Origin of the sequence: Streptomyces sp. cg36, from assembly GCF_041080675.1 — a bacterium.
In the GTDB taxonomy this organism is placed as follows: Bacteria; Actinomycetota; Actinomycetes; order Streptomycetales; family Streptomycetaceae; genus Streptomyces.
The window spans coordinates 7,646,973-7,660,294 of sequence record NZ_CP163520.1 but is presented as its reverse complement, the minus strand read 5'-3'; the positions used below and the strand labels follow the sequence as shown (position 1 = coordinate 7,660,294).

Genomic DNA, 13,322 nt, shown 5'->3' with positions numbered 1-13,322 from the left:
GTGTCGGCCGCGCGTCGGGCGGCATTCACCCCGGCGTCTCCTCGCGTTCGGACGCGGCCAGCAACTTGGCCACCGTCACATGTTCTGCTGGCCAGGAGGCCCGATGTCATCCCACGCGCACACCCGGCGCACCGTACGCCGTACCCTCTCCGCGGGCGTACCCCTCGCCCTGCTCGCGGCGGTCGCCGTCACCGCGACGGGCGCACCCGCGTCCGCGCACGGCGGGCCGCACGGCGACAAGGGCGTACGGGTCGTGGGCTCGGCCACCCTGGGGAACACTCCTCTCGGCCCGTTCAGCAACGCCCTGCTGCCCGGCTCGGTCGCGGACGACCACGGCATCGACCTCGGCGGGATCGGCAGCGACATCTACCCGGCCGGGCGCAAGGGCGAGTTCTGGACGGTGACCGACCGGGGCCCCAACGGGCAGATCAAGGTGGACGGCACCAAGCGCCGCACCTTCCCGGTCCCCGGCTTCGACCCGGCGATCGTCAAGATCCGGGTCTCCGGCCACCGCGTCCAGGTCCTCAAGTCCATCCCGCTGACCACACGTTCCGGCAAGGCCGTCACCGGTCTGCCCAACCAGGCGTCCCGCGACGAGGCCCCGTACACGTACGACGCGAGGACCCCGCTGCACTACGACCCGAACGGGCTGGACACCGAGGGGATCGTGCGCGCCGCCGACGGCACGTTCTGGCTGGTCGACGAGTACGGGCCGTCGCTGGTGCACGTCTCCGCCCGGGGCGAGGTCCTGACCCGGTACGTCCCCAGGGGGCTCAACCTCAAGGGCGCCGACTATCCGGTCGTGGAGTCGCTGCCCGCCATTCTGCTCAAGCGCAAGACCAACCGGGGCTTCGAGGGGCTGGCCCAGCTCCCCGGCGGCGACCTGGTCCTGGCGGTGCAGAGCCCGCTGTCCGTGCCGGACGCGACGGCGGGCAACGGTTCGCGCAACACGCGCCTGCTGCGCTTCTCCCCCAAGAAGCGCGCCGTGAGGGCCGAGTACGCCTACCGCTTCGACCCGGTGGACGTCGTCGATCCGAGTCAGCACGACACCTCCGAGCTCAAGATCTCCTCCCTGGTGGCGCTCGGCGGCGACAAGCTGCTGGTGCAGGAGCGCACCGACAAGACCTCCCGCGTCCACCGCGTCACCCTGCCGCACGGCCGGGGCATCCTCGCCGGCGCCTGGGACGACCCGGCGACCTCGCCCTCGTACGAGCAGTTGGACGACCCGGCGGCGGCGAAGGTACCGGTGCTGCGCAAGACGCTCGTCGCCGACTTCGGCAAGGTGCCGGGCGTGCCCGGCAAGATCGAGGGCATCGCCCTCACCGGTCCGGACACCCTGGCGCTCATCAACGACAACGACTTCGGCATGAGCGACGGCCCCGAAGCCTTCGACGCGCGGGGCCGCCTGGTGGACAGCGGCATCGAGACGACCGTCACGTATGTGCGGCTGCCGCGGCCGGTGCGCGGCTGACAATCGGTCGGGGCGGCCGAAGACTCCTCCGGCCGCCCCGCGACTGCGGATCGCGGGGCGGGACGCCGTCCGCCGACACCCCCGGGACACCTCAGCCGGTCCCCGGCTCCTCGGCGCCAGCCCCGCACCGGCACGGACCATCCCTAACGACCACCTTCCGCGAGGAGCCGCCGGGGCGGGTCACACCGCCCCCGGCTCCCCCAGGTCGCACCAGGCCACCGCCCCCTCCGCGAGGCTGCCCAGGACGAGGCGGCCCGCGTGTTCGGCCACTCCGGTCGCCATGCGGTAGCGCTCCCCGGCGCCGCGCAGCCGGCGCACCACCCGCCCCCGCGTGTCGACTTCGAGGACGCGGGCGGCCCGGGGCGGAAGGTCCGGAAGGTGCCGGGTCGCGGTGGCCGTCGCCCGGCGCACCGGGGGTGCGGCCCGGTGCAGCCACTCCAGTGCCGGGTTGCGCGGGGAGGCCAGCGCCACCCAGAAGCCACCGCGCGGGGTGCGGGACATGTTGTCGGGGAAGCCGGGCAGGTCGTCCGCGAAGGTGTCGTGGCCGCCCGCGCCGGGGCCCGTCAGCCACCGGCGGGTGAGCCGCCGCGCCCCGGTCTCCGCCACCACCAGATACGACTCGTCGGGGGCCAGGGCCACCCCGTTGGCGAAGTGGAGCTCGTCCAGGAGCACTTCGGGCTCCCCGCCGGGTACGAGCCGCGCCAGCAGGCCGGTCGGCCGGTGCTCGACGATGTCGGAGAGCCAGTGTTCCAGCCCGTACCGGCGGCTGGAGACGGTGAAGTAGACCGTGCCGTCCGACGCCGCGACCGCGTTGCTGCAGAAGCGCAGGGGCGTTCCGGCGACCGAGTCGGCCAGCACCTCGGCGGCCGATGTGCCGTCGGGGTCGATCCGGAGCAGGCCGCGCCGCGCGTCGCACACCAGCAGGCGCCCGTCGGGCAGTGCTTCGAGTCCGAGGGGGCGCCCCGCCGTACGGCCCACCTCGTGGACCGTCGCGGCGGATCCGGGGGTCCGGGGCAGTTCGATCCGCAGGAGGCGGCCGTCGCCGACGCCGGTCAGGACCCGGCCCAGGCCGTCGAACACGACGTCCTCGGGCCCGGTCGCGCCCAGCCCGACCAGGTGGAGCGGCGGTGTGCGCGTCACGCCGGCGGTCCGGGACCGGCTCATGCGGCGCGCCGACCAGGACGGGCACACGGGCGGCGCCGCCTCTCCTCGGGGTGCGGATCGGGGTGCGGGCCCATCTCGGTGAGCAGGGCGCGCCCCCTTCGCCGACGGATCCGGGCGGGTGCCGGGCGGCGCGTCGGCAAGGGTGTGTCGGTACCGGGCATGGCAGTCCCTCTCGTCACGTGACCGCCATTGTGTGCCCGGCACCGCGCGTCCGAGTCAAGACCCCCTCGGGCCGCACCTTCTCAGGCCGAGGGGCCGGCGCCGTCGCCGTTGTCCCGGCGGGGCGGTGGTTCGGCCTGGTCACGGGCGCGCCGGGTGCCCTGGTTGCCGAAGCCGGGGAGCTGGTGCGGGGTGAGCCGGGGCCCGTCCCGCGGTACGTCGGCGGGTTCACGGCGCTCCCGCGCCTCGCGCCCCGAGCGCGGGCGCCGGGGCTGCTCCTCCGGTCGGGGCGGGCGCGGTGCGCGGTCCTGACGGCGCAGCCCCCACCACACTGCCGCGATCAGCAGCGCCACGATCACCACACCCACCGCGACGAGCAGCGTTCCGGTAACGCCCTGGTGGGCAGCGAGCTGTGCAGCGAGGATGTTCATGCCCTGCGAGTACCCGGTGGATCCCGGCGAAACATCACACAACGCCACCGCCCGGACCACCCCGCGAGCGAAAGGGTTTGGGTTGCCCAGGGCGCGGGACCCGGGCGGTCCACCCTCCTCCCGGAAGGCGGGCCCACCGATGCCCGTGCTCGTCCTGCTCGTTCCGCTGCTGGTGCCCGGCGTCCTCCTCCTCGGCGTCGTGGCCATGGGGCGCTACGAGGAGCTGTGGTTCGGGTCGAAACGGGAACAGGGGTCGATCCCGGCGGGCTCAAGTCGCGCGAATGAGTCGGCCGCCGTGGGACACCCGTACGCCGTGAGGGTCGCGCGGCCCTCGTCGACGGGTCCCGTCCCGAAGCATTCCGGGCCCGTCAGGGGTGCCCTGCCGAGCCCTGGGTCTCCGCCCCGGCAGGGCACCACCGGAGCGCCGCCGGGCCACCGCGCCCCGGACGCGTCCGCCCGGAGTCCCTACTCCCACTCCCAGCGCATGGCCTCGAACCCCGGGCCCGGGTCCTCGACGGTGAACGCGGCCCGGCCGGACGCGCTGATCCACACCTGCTCGGCCGCGACCATGGGCCCGCCCGCCGTGGTGCCGGAGTAGCGCCGGCACCGTACGGGGACGGCGTCGGGGTGGAACTGCACCTCGACGGTGTAGAGCCGGGCCGGGGCGCGGAACCCGGTGCCGACCTCGCTGGTGCGCGCGCCGCTGGTACCGAAGGCGTAGGTGTACTCGATGACGTCGGTCTCGCCCTTGGTGAGCACCCGGTCCAGGAGCAGCTCCGCGACGGACAGCGGTACGGACGTGTCAGAACGGACCCTGCCTTTGCGGGCATTGCGGACGCCGGTGATCTCGGGCAGTTCGCGCTGCGGGTCGTCGCCCCGGCTGATCAGCACCAGCCGGTCGACCCGCTCGTGCTCGGCGCGCAGCACCATGGTGACCGTCAGCCGCCGCTCGGCGCCGTTCTCGTCGATCTCGTACCGGTCGTGCACGGCGAGCCGGGTCAGGCCGTCGTCGGTGGAGCCCATCGCGTCGAGCAGCGCGGGCAGGCTCTCGTACCGCTGCCACAGGTCGCCGGTCTCCAGGATCCGCGGCGCGCGGTTGACCCAGCGCCCGCGCGGGCGCTGGGGGCCCAGCAGGGAGACCAGGGAGTCGGTGGGCAGTCCGAGGAGGTCCTCCAACAGCCGCACGGCCTGCCGGGACTGGGGGCGTTCGGGGCGGCTGCGGCCCCGCCGCCAGTAACTGAGCGTCGTCACGCTGACGACCACTCCACGGGCGGCCAGCCGGTGCTGGATGCGTTCCAGGCTCAGGCCGCTGGCGCGCACGGCACAGTCGAGCGCGGTCTCGAACGGGCCGTGGCGCAGGGCGTCGGCCAGGTCGGGCGGCGGGGGTTGAGAGGGCACAGGTGATCCGTCCTGCGTGCCGTGCGTGGGGTAGCACATGCTAGCGACTTCCAGCCAAACGGCAGGTGACGCGGGTCACGATGTGAACAGTCTTGACCAAGGCCCCGGTTGCGCCGCCGGTTGCGCCGACCGTCCGTTCTGCTCCCGCCACACACGTCCATCAGCGCAGGAAACAGCGTGGACACACCCCCGTTACTTGTCATGGCCGTTTCACAGGGAAGCGTATTAAACAGAATTGGCATCTCATTGCCCCGCAGCGGTGGATCCCGCCATTCTCCCGCTCCATGAAACGATCTCTCCTCGTCGGTTCGCTGTCCCTCGCGGTCAGCGGCCTCCTGATAGCCGGTGCGGGCACCCCGGCCTCCGCAGCCAAGGGCCCCCGGGCCGCCACGCCCAAGCCGAGCAAGTCCCAGGCCCTGCGCGACGCCACCGCCGAGGTCGCCGCCAGCCCCGGCACCGTCAAGGCCGGCGCGCACGACACGTTCGTGTCACACGACGTGACCGTCGACAAGGACGGCACCCGCCACGTCCACCTGGACCGGCGCTACCAGGGTCTGCCCGTCCTGGGCGGCGACGTCATCGTGCACTCCGCCCCCAACGGCGAGCTGCGTTCGACCACGCTCACCCTCAAGGCCCCCCTCACGCTCTCGGTGACCCCCAAGGTCACCAAGCAGCACGCGGTGGCCGTGGCCGTCGCGAAGTTCAAGGGCGCCCGCAAGGGCAGCACCGCCCAGCTCGTGGTCGACGCCACGGCCGCCACGCCGACGCTCGCCTGGCAGGTCGTCGTCAACGGCACCGCCCCCGACGGCTCCCCCAGCCACGTCCACACCCTGATCGACGCCACCACCGGCAAGGCCGGCAAGACCTGGAACACCTTCCACAGCACCATCGTGGCGGGCCGGACCACCACCACCGCGCAGGGCGCCACCGCCGCCGGTGCCGCGGCCTCCGGCACCGGCCACGGCTACCAGGTCGGCGACGTGACGCTGGGCACCAGCACCGGCGCGGGCGGCGGCTACGAGCTGAAGGACCCGACCCGCGGCAACGGGGAGACGCGGGACGCCCAGAACAAGACCGTCACCAACGACTCGCCGCCGGCCGGCTGGGGCGTCCCGTTCACCGACACGGACAACGTGTGGGGCGACGGCACCCTCAACGACCGCGCCACCGTCGCCGTGGACGCCCACTACGGCATCCAGGCCACCTGGGACTACTACAAGAACGTCCACGGCCGCAACGGCATCAAGAACGACGGCGTCGGCGCCCGCTCCTTCGTGCACTACGGCACCAACTACGACAACGCGGGCTGGGACGACGACAGCTTCAGCATGATCTACGGCGACGGCGCCGTCGGTCAGAAGCCGTTCACCGAACTGGACGTGGCCGGCCACGAGATGAGCCACGGCGTCACCGCCGCCACCGCGGGCCTCAACTACTTCGGTGACGCGGGCGGCCTCAACGAGTCCACCTCGGACATCTTCGGCACCCTGGTCGAGTTCAACGCCAACAGCCCGGCGGACAAGCCCGACTACCTCATCGGCGAGAAGATCGGCTCCACGCCGCTGCGGTACATGGACGACCCGAAGAAGGACGGCGTCTCCCAGAGCTGCTGGACCACCAACACCAAGAACCTCGACCCGCACTACTCGTCCGGCGTCGGCAACCACTGGTTCTACCTGATGGCGGTCGGCTCGGGCTCCTCCAGCTGGGGCAACAGCCCCACCTGCGACGGCGGTACGGTCACCGGCCTCGGCAACGACGCCACCGGCAAGATCTGGTACCGCGCGCTCACCACGTACCTGACGGCAGCCTCCACCTACGCGGACGCCCGTACCGCGAGCATCAAGGCCGCGACCGACCTGTACGGCGCCTCCAGCACCCAGTGCGCCACCGTCGAGAAGGCGTGGAGCGGCGTCGGCGTCGCCCCGACCGCGACCACCTGCGGCGGCACCACCACCCAGCCGCCGAGCGGCTCCAACCTGCTGCTCAACCCCGGCTTCGAGTCGGGCGCGACCAACTGGACCGCGTCCTCGGGCGCCATCACCAACGACACCGGCGCCACCGCCCACGGCGGCTCGTACTACGCCTGGCTGGACGGCTACGGCTCCTCGCACACCGACACGCTCTCCCAGTCGGTGACGATCCCGGCGTCGGCCACCGCCCCGAAGCTCTCCTTCTGGCTCGCGATCGACACCAAGGAGACCGGCAGCAGCGCGTACGACACCCTCAAGGCGCAGGTCGTCTCCGGCAGCACGACGACCACCCTGGCGACGTACTCCAACGCCACGCCCAGCGGCTACGTCCAGCGCACCCTCGACCTGTCCGCCTTCAAGGGCAAGACGGTCACCATCAAGTTCACGGGCACCGAGGACTCCTCGCTGGCCACGAGCTTCCTGATCGACGACGCGTCGGTCACCACCGGCTGATACGGCTCACCCACGCCGCACCAGCTCTGATCCACGGCCCGGACGGGATGCCCCCCAAGCCCCCGTCCGGGCCGTTCCATGCCCCGCCGCCCCCGTACGGGGCGCCGCCCGGGGGCGCACGGGATCGCGGCACGGCCCCCGCCGCCGCAGCGCCTCGCACCTTCCCCGCCATCTGCCTAGGCTCGGAACCAGCGAGAGAATCCGCGTACGGACCGGGTTCGGCGAGGACGGACATCATGGCGGGCACGGTGGCGGGCTACCCCTTCGTCGGGCGCCGGGACGTGCTGGCCGAGCTGCGGGAGGCCCTCGCACGGGCCGCGGCGGGGCGCGGCGGTCTCGTCACGCTGACGGGCGCCGCCGGGGTGGGCAAGACGCGTACCGCCGAGGAGCTCGCCGCGCGCGCCGACGGCTTTCGCACGGTGTGGGCCTGGTGCCCGCCCGGGACCGCGGGCCGGGCGCTGCGGCCCTGGTCACGGCTGCTGCGCGAGCTCGTGGCCGACGACGTGGCGTGCGGGCGGCTGGTGGCCGCCTCGCCGCCGCTGCGGGCGCTGGTGTCCGGTACCGGGGAACCGGCGGTCGGGGCCGACCCGGAGGCCGCGCGGCTGCGGCTGGCGGGCGACGTCGGCGAGGTGCTGGCGACGGCGGCCCGGCGGCGCCCGCTGTTGCTCGTCCTCGACGACGCCCACGCGGCCGACGGGTCCTCGCTGCGGCTGCTGCTGGAGACGGCGGACGCGGCCCGCACCGCGCCGGTGCTCCTGCTCGCCACCGCGCGCGACGACGACGGCGCCTGGCAGGACCGGGCCTGGGCGCGGGCCCAACTACTGGGCCGGGGAAGGTCGTTGCCCCTGGGCTCCCTGCGGACCGAGGACGTGGCGGCCCTGATGTCGGCGGCGACCGGCTCCGCGCCCGCGCCCGGGGAGGTGCGGGCGGTGCTGCGGCGCACCGGCGGCGAGGCGTTCTTCGTGACGGAACTGCTGCGGGCGTGCGGCGGGCGGGACGGCCCAAAGGACGCGCCGCCCGGTGACGGATCCGGGCCGGGCGGCTCCCCGGCCGCGGTACGGGCCGCCGTCCTCGCCCGTACCGGCGAACTGTCGCCGCGCGCCGCGCGGACGCTGGAGGTCGCCGCCGCGCTCGGCACCCGGTTCCGCCTCGACGTCGTGGCGGAGGCCGCGGACGTGCCGTTGGAGGAGGTGCGCGCCCTGCTCGGCGAGGCCGCGGGCGCGGGGCTGCTGGCGGACGTCGGCGCCGACCACGCCGTCTTCCGGCACGACCTGCTGAGGGAGGCGGTGTACGGCGGGCTCGCCCCGCCGGAGCGGGCCGCCGCACACCGCGCGATCGGCGCCGTACTGGCCGCGCACGCGCGGCGCGGACGCGACACCGGCCCCGCCGCCGTGGCCCACCACCTCCTGCTCGCCGGTCCGGGGCGGACGGCCGAGGCCGCGCGGTACGCCCGCGAGGCCGCCGAGCGGGCCGCCGGGCTCCTCGCCTACGAGGACGCGGCCCACTGGTACGAACGGGCGGCCGAGGTGTGCGCCGACGGCGCCGCGCTCGCCGAGGTGCTGATCGGGCTCGGCGCCGCGCGCCTGGGCGAGGGGCGCTGGGACCCGGCCAGGACCACCCTGCTGCGCGCCGCCGCCCTCGCCCGCGAGGCGCACCGGCCCGACCTGCTCTCCCGGGCCGCGCTGGGGCTCGGCACCGGCCCGGTCGGCTTCGAGGTCGACCTGGCGGACCGCGAGCAGACCGACCTGCTGGCCGAGGCCCGGGCCGCCCTGACCGGCGATGCGGACCGTGCCGCGCTGTACGCGGCGGTGACCGCCCGGCTGTCGCTGGCCTCCGGGGCGGTCGAGTCCGAGGAGCGGCGCCTCGCCCTCGCCGAGGAGGCGGTCCGCACCGCGCGGGAGGCCGGTGACGCGGCCACGCTGGGCCAGGCCCTCGCGGCCCTGTGCGACGCCCGGCCGGGCCCCGACCACTGCCAAGAGCGGCTGGAGCTGTCCGGCGAGATCATCGCGACGGCACGGGCCCTGCCCGACCCCGTCCTGGAGCTCCTGGGCCGCCGGCTGCGTCTGGTGGCGCTCCTGGAGACCGGCGCGTTCGCGGCGGCCGACACCGAGGCCCTGGTGTACGAGGACGCGGTGCGCCCGCTGCGCCGCCCCCTGTACGCCTGGTACGTGCCGCTGTGGCGCGGTGCGCGGGCGCTGCGCGAGGGCAGGTTCGCTCAGTGCGCGGCGGCGCTCGACGAGGTGGAGGCGCTGGGCCGGGCGGCGGGCAGCGCCAACGCGGCGGTGCTGGCCCAGACCCAGCGCTGGTGCCTGTACGCCGAGACGGACGACCCCGGGCGGGCGGCGTGGAACCGGGCCGCCGTGCCCGGCCTGGAGCGGTTTCCGGGTCTGTGGCCGCGCGTCACACTGGGCCTGCTGGCCGCGCAGGACGGACGCCGGGAGGAGGCCGCGCACCGGCTGTCCGCGGTGGCGCCGAGGCTCGGCGAGGCGCCCCGGGACAGCGAGTGGCTGCCGATGATGGCGCAGGCCGCGGAGATCGTCGGCGCGGTGGGCCACCACCCGTCGGCGGCCCTGCTGTACGAGGCGCTCGCGCCGTACGCGGGGCTGTTCGCCGTCGAGGGCATCGGCGCCGCCGTACGCGGCCCCGTCGACCGCCATCTCGCGCTCCTGGCACGGGCCTTGGGGCGCCCCCGCGACACGGCACGCCATCGCGAGGCGGCGCTGGCGGCGACCCGCGCGGCGGGCGCGGTCGCGCTCACCGAACGCATCGAGCGCGAACTGCCCGTATCCGCCGGGCACCCCGCCGCTCCCCCGGCCGTCGAGGCAGCCGGGTCGGTGGACGCCGCTGTCGCGGTGTTCCGCCGGGAGGGCCCGCTGTGGCATCTGCGCTTCGCGGGGCGGGACGTACGGGTGCCCGACAGCAAGGGTCTGCGGGACCTCGCGGTGCTGCTGGCGCGGCCCGGCACCCCGGTGCCCGCCGTGGAGCTGGCGTCCCCCGCGCCCGCCGCCCCGGGCACGGTTCCCGAGGGTCTGGGACCGCAGGGCGACACGGGGGAGCTGCTCGACGCCACCGCCCGGGCCGCCTACCGGCGCAGGCTGCACGAGCTGGAGGAGGAGGCCGCCGACGCGGACGCCCGTGGGGACGCCGTGCGGGCCGAGCGGATCGCGGTGGAGCGCGAGGCGCTGGTGGGCCAGCTGTCGGCCGCGTACGGCATCGGCGGCCGGGTCCGCCGCACCGGCTCCCCCGCCGAGCGCGCCCGCACCGCGGTCACCGCCCGCATCCACGCGGCCGTCCACCGGGTCGCGAGCGTCCACCCCGAGCTCGGCCGCCACCTCGAAACCGCCGTGCGCACCGGCACCCTGTGCGTCTACCGGCCGGAGGACCTGCCCGTCTGGCGCCTGTGAGGACCGGCCGCACACCGTGCCGCGGGAACTCACGCCTTTCGGGTGTCGAGAGCCGCACACCAGGGATGCGGCCGACGGACCAAGGGACGGACGCCATGCCACGCACATCCAAGGCCGAGGCGGTGCTCAAGGTGGACGAGCCGGTCATCGAGGGGCGCTACGCCGAACTCGGCCCGTACACCGTCTCGTACGAGACCATGAAGCAGGACATGGACCCGGCGCCGCTGTTCCGGGGCCTGCCCGACGACCGCTGCCAGTGCCCGCACTGGGGCCAGGTCGTCTCCGGCAGGATCGTGTTCCGCTACGCCGACCACGACGAGGTCTTCCACGCCGGTGACGTCTACTACGGCGCCCCAGGCCACCTTCCGCTCCTCTTCGCCGGTACCGAGGTCGTCGAGTTCAGCCCCACGGACGAGCTGAACCGCACGATGGAGGTCATCGGCCGCAATCTGGCCGGGGCGACGTCATGAACACCACCGCCGACACCCTGTCGCAGGGCCGGGCCGGGCGCGCCCTCGACGAGCGCGCCGCCGAACGCCTGGCCGCGCTCTTCGTCGAGTTCCTGTGCACCAACTCCGCACCCGAGGGCCTCTTCACCGAGGACGCGTTCTGCGATCTGTCCCTGCCGCAGTGGCGGATCCAGACGGTGGGCCGCGACCAGTTGGTCGCCCTGCGCCGCACCAGCCACCCGTACCTGGGCACCGTTCCCCGCCATCGCGTCGACGTGACCGGGACCGGGATCGTCATCGAGTTCGAGGAGCGCTGGAGCGACGGCGGCGGCGACTGGTACTGCCGCGAGATGCTCCGCGCCGAGGTGCGCGACGGCGCCATGAGCGAGCTGTCGATCTACTGCACCGGCGACTGGGCACCGGACGTACAGGAGGCCCACGCCCGGGAGGTGACGCTGATACGCCCGTGAGCCCGGCGCGCGGAGAATGGGGCGGAGCATGTCGGGAACGGCCCGGCGGCTCCGTCCCAGGGCTGGCCGCGGCCACCATGGCCGCAGCGGAGCACCGCGGCGAACGAAGGAGTGCCGGCATGGCGATCCAGCGCATGGACAACGTCCTCATCGTGGTCGAGGACCTGGACGCGGTCGTCGCGTTCTTCGTGGAACTCGGCATGGAGCTGGAGGGCACCATGCCCGTCGAGGGCGAGTGGGTGGACCGTGTCATCGGGATCGAGGGCGCCCGGCAGGACGTCGCGATGCTGCGGACCCCCGACGGCCACGGCCGGGTGGAGCCGGCCCGGTTCCACACGCCGAAGGCGGTCGGCGCCGTACCGCGGGACGCGCCGTCCAACACGCTGGGCATCCGGCGCGTCATGTTCGCCGTGGACGACATCGACGACACCGTCGCCCGGCTGCGCGGCCACGGCGCCGAACTCGTGGGGGAAGTGGCGCGGTTCGAGAACGTCTACCGGCTCTGTTACGTGCGCGGCCCCGAGGGCATCGTCGTCGGACTGGCGGAACAGGTCGGCTGAACGGGCGACCGCGCCCGCCGCCCCGGACCCGCCCCCGACCGGCCTTCCCGACGGGCCGACGGCCGACGCGCCGATTCCCCGGCCCACGGAAATCCCACGCAATTGGCCGACCATTCCCGGGAACTGAAAACCGATCCCATTGGCGTTTCTCGCTGCCGCATATCCGCAGGTCAGCGCACTCTTATGCGAGATGACAACGGTCACCAATGCAGCCTTTGCCAAATCCTTCGGCCATGCGTTTGACTGCGTCGCGTCTTATCAATTCACGCACGGGGGAAGGCGTCTTCCATGAGCCACCACGACGAATCCCATGGACACGGCCACGCCCATGGCGCAGGGTCGCACTCGGGGCACTCCCATGGGGTTTCGGCGGACGCCGACCGGCGGTGGCTGGCCATCGCCCTCACCCTGATCACGACGTTCATGGCGGCCGAGGTCGTCGTCGGCGTCATCGCCGGTTCCCTGGCGCTGATCTCCGACGCGGCGCACATGCTCACCGACGCCGCCTCGATCGTGCTCGCCATGATCGCGATGCGGCTCGCCGCGCGCCCCGCCCGCGGCGGATTCACGTACGGGCTCAAGCGCGCCGAGATCCTCTCCGCCCAGGCCAACGGGCTCACCCTCCTCCTGCTCGGGGCCTGGCTCGCCTACGAGGCGGTACGGCGGCTGATCGACCCGCCCGAGGTCGAGGGCGGCCTGATGCTCGTGGTCGCGCTCACCGGCATCGTGGTCAACATCGTCGCCGCCTGGTGCATCTCCAAGGCCAACCGCACGTCCCTCAACGTGGAAGGCGCCTACCAGCACATCCTGAACGACCTGTTCGCCTTCATCGCCACCGCCGTCGCCGCGCTGATCGTCGTCCTGACCGGCTTCGACCGCATCGACGCCATCGCCACGCTCGTGGTCGTCGCGCTCATGGTGCGGGCCGGGTTCGGGCTGGTGCGCGACTCCGGGCGGATCCTCCTCGAAGCGGCCCCGGCCGGCCTCGACCCCGATGCGATCGGCGACGAACTCGCCTCGCAGAGATCGGTGGTGGAAATCCACGACCTGCACATCTGGACGATCACTTCGGGCGAGCCCGCCCTGTCCGCGCACGTCCTGGTCGAGCCGGACGGCGACTGCCACGCCGTGCGCCGCCACCTCCAGCGGCTGCTGCGCGCGACCCACGGCATCGGCCACGCCACGCTGCAGGTGGACCACCTCGGGGAGGACGACGTCAAGGCCGACGAGCTCCTCCAGATCACGGCCGCACCCGGCGGAGCGGGCGGGGCCGACCACTGCGACGACGCCCACGGCCCCGTGCACCGCGCCGGACCGCACGACCACTGATCCGGCCACGGGGTCCGACGGGCAGTCGGGACTCGTTCACCCGTTCGGCTCGGTTAGCCGC

Annotated in this window: 10 protein-coding genes; 7 read left to right on the top strand and 3 right to left on the bottom strand. The window is 74.0% G+C overall.

What is annotated here, in order from left to right:
* Positions 1 to 103 precede the first annotated feature (103 nt).
* A complete protein-coding gene (locus AB5J87_RS33765) occupies positions 104 to 1,471 on the top strand; it encodes an esterase-like activity of phytase family protein (RefSeq protein ID WP_369382484.1) in 1,368 nt (455 codons plus the stop codon).
* A gap of 180 nt (positions 1,472 to 1,651) precedes the next feature.
* Here AB5J87_RS33765 and AB5J87_RS33760 read toward each other — a convergent pair whose 3' ends face one another.
* From AB5J87_RS33760 to AB5J87_RS33750, 3 genes are all read right to left on the bottom strand, one after another.
* Complete coding sequence (locus tag AB5J87_RS33760) at positions 1,652 to 2,611, bottom strand: SMP-30/gluconolactonase/LRE family protein (protein WP_369382483.1); 960 nt, start codon at positions 2,609 to 2,611, stop codon at positions 1,652 to 1,654.
* A gap of 266 nt (positions 2,612 to 2,877) precedes the next feature.
* Positions 2,878 to 3,225 (bottom strand): DUF6479 family protein, encoded by a 348-nt coding sequence (locus tag AB5J87_RS33755; RefSeq protein ID WP_369382482.1) that lies wholly within the window; start codon positions 3,223 to 3,225, stop codon positions 2,878 to 2,880.
* A gap of 465 nt (positions 3,226 to 3,690) precedes the next feature.
* On the bottom strand, positions 3,691 to 4,623 hold the full coding sequence (locus tag AB5J87_RS33750; protein ID WP_369382481.1) for a hypothetical protein: 933 nt from the start codon (positions 4,621 to 4,623) through the stop codon (positions 3,691 to 3,693).
* Positions 4,624 to 4,907: 284 nt separating this feature from the next.
* Between AB5J87_RS33750 and AB5J87_RS33745 the strand changes: the two genes are divergently transcribed.
* The 6 genes from AB5J87_RS33745 to AB5J87_RS33720 all read left to right on the top strand — a co-directional run bounded on the left by AB5J87_RS33745 (position 4,908) and on the right by AB5J87_RS33720 (position 13,261).
* Complete coding sequence (locus AB5J87_RS33745; RefSeq protein WP_369382480.1) at positions 4,908 to 7,049, top strand: M4 family metallopeptidase; 2,142 nt, start codon at positions 4,908 to 4,910, stop codon at positions 7,047 to 7,049.
* A 236-nt stretch (positions 7,050 to 7,285) separates the two neighbouring features.
* Positions 7,286 to 10,453, top strand: a complete 3,168-nt coding sequence (locus tag AB5J87_RS33740; protein ID WP_369382479.1) for an AAA family ATPase — start codon at positions 7,286 to 7,288, stop codon at positions 10,451 to 10,453.
* Between the two features lie 95 nt (positions 10,454 to 10,548).
* A complete protein-coding gene (locus AB5J87_RS33735; protein ID WP_369382478.1) occupies positions 10,549 to 10,923 on the top strand; it encodes a hypothetical protein in 375 nt (124 codons plus the stop codon).
* Positions 10,920 to 11,372 carry a hypothetical protein gene (locus AB5J87_RS33730; protein ID WP_369382477.1) on the top strand — a complete coding sequence of 151 codons (453 nt, stop codon included), beginning with the start codon at positions 10,920 to 10,922 and terminating at the stop codon, positions 11,370 to 11,372. The genes AB5J87_RS33735 and AB5J87_RS33730 overlap by 4 nt, the downstream gene beginning before the upstream one ends.
* Before the next feature lie 119 nt (positions 11,373 to 11,491).
* Positions 11,492 to 11,932 carry a VOC family protein gene (locus AB5J87_RS33725; protein WP_369382476.1) on the top strand — a complete coding sequence of 147 codons (441 nt, stop codon included), beginning with the start codon at positions 11,492 to 11,494 and terminating at the stop codon, positions 11,930 to 11,932.
* A gap of 288 nt (positions 11,933 to 12,220) precedes the next feature.
* A complete protein-coding gene (locus tag AB5J87_RS33720; protein WP_369382475.1) occupies positions 12,221 to 13,261 on the top strand; it encodes a cation diffusion facilitator family transporter in 1,041 nt (346 codons plus the stop codon).
* Positions 13,262 to 13,322: the final 61 nt, after the last annotated feature.

Bases quoted from the DNA above. Each gene is read 5' to 3' on its own strand.
- AB5J87_RS33740 (WP_369382479.1), top strand. From the start codon at position 7,286: ATGGCGGGCACGGTGGCGGGCTACCCCTTCGTCGGGCGCCGGGACGTG.
- AB5J87_RS33730 (WP_369382477.1), top strand. From the start codon at position 10,920: ATGAACACCACCGCCGACACCCTGTCGCAGGGCCGGGCCGGGCGCGCC.
- AB5J87_RS33735 (WP_369382478.1), top strand. From the start codon at position 10,549: ATGCCACGCACATCCAAGGCCGAGGCGGTGCTCAAGGTGGACGAGCCG.
- AB5J87_RS33745 (WP_369382480.1), top strand. From the start codon at position 4,908: ATGAAACGATCTCTCCTCGTCGGTTCGCTGTCCCTCGCGGTCAGCGGC.
- AB5J87_RS33755 (WP_369382482.1), bottom strand. From the start codon at position 3,225: ATGAACATCCTCGCTGCACAGCTCGCTGCCCACCAGGGCGTTACCGGA.
- AB5J87_RS33720 (WP_369382475.1), top strand. From the start codon at position 12,221: ATGAGCCACCACGACGAATCCCATGGACACGGCCACGCCCATGGCGCA.
- AB5J87_RS33725 (WP_369382476.1), top strand. From the start codon at position 11,492: ATGGCGATCCAGCGCATGGACAACGTCCTCATCGTGGTCGAGGACCTG.
- AB5J87_RS33765 (WP_369382484.1), top strand. From the start codon at position 104: ATGTCATCCCACGCGCACACCCGGCGCACCGTACGCCGTACCCTCTCC.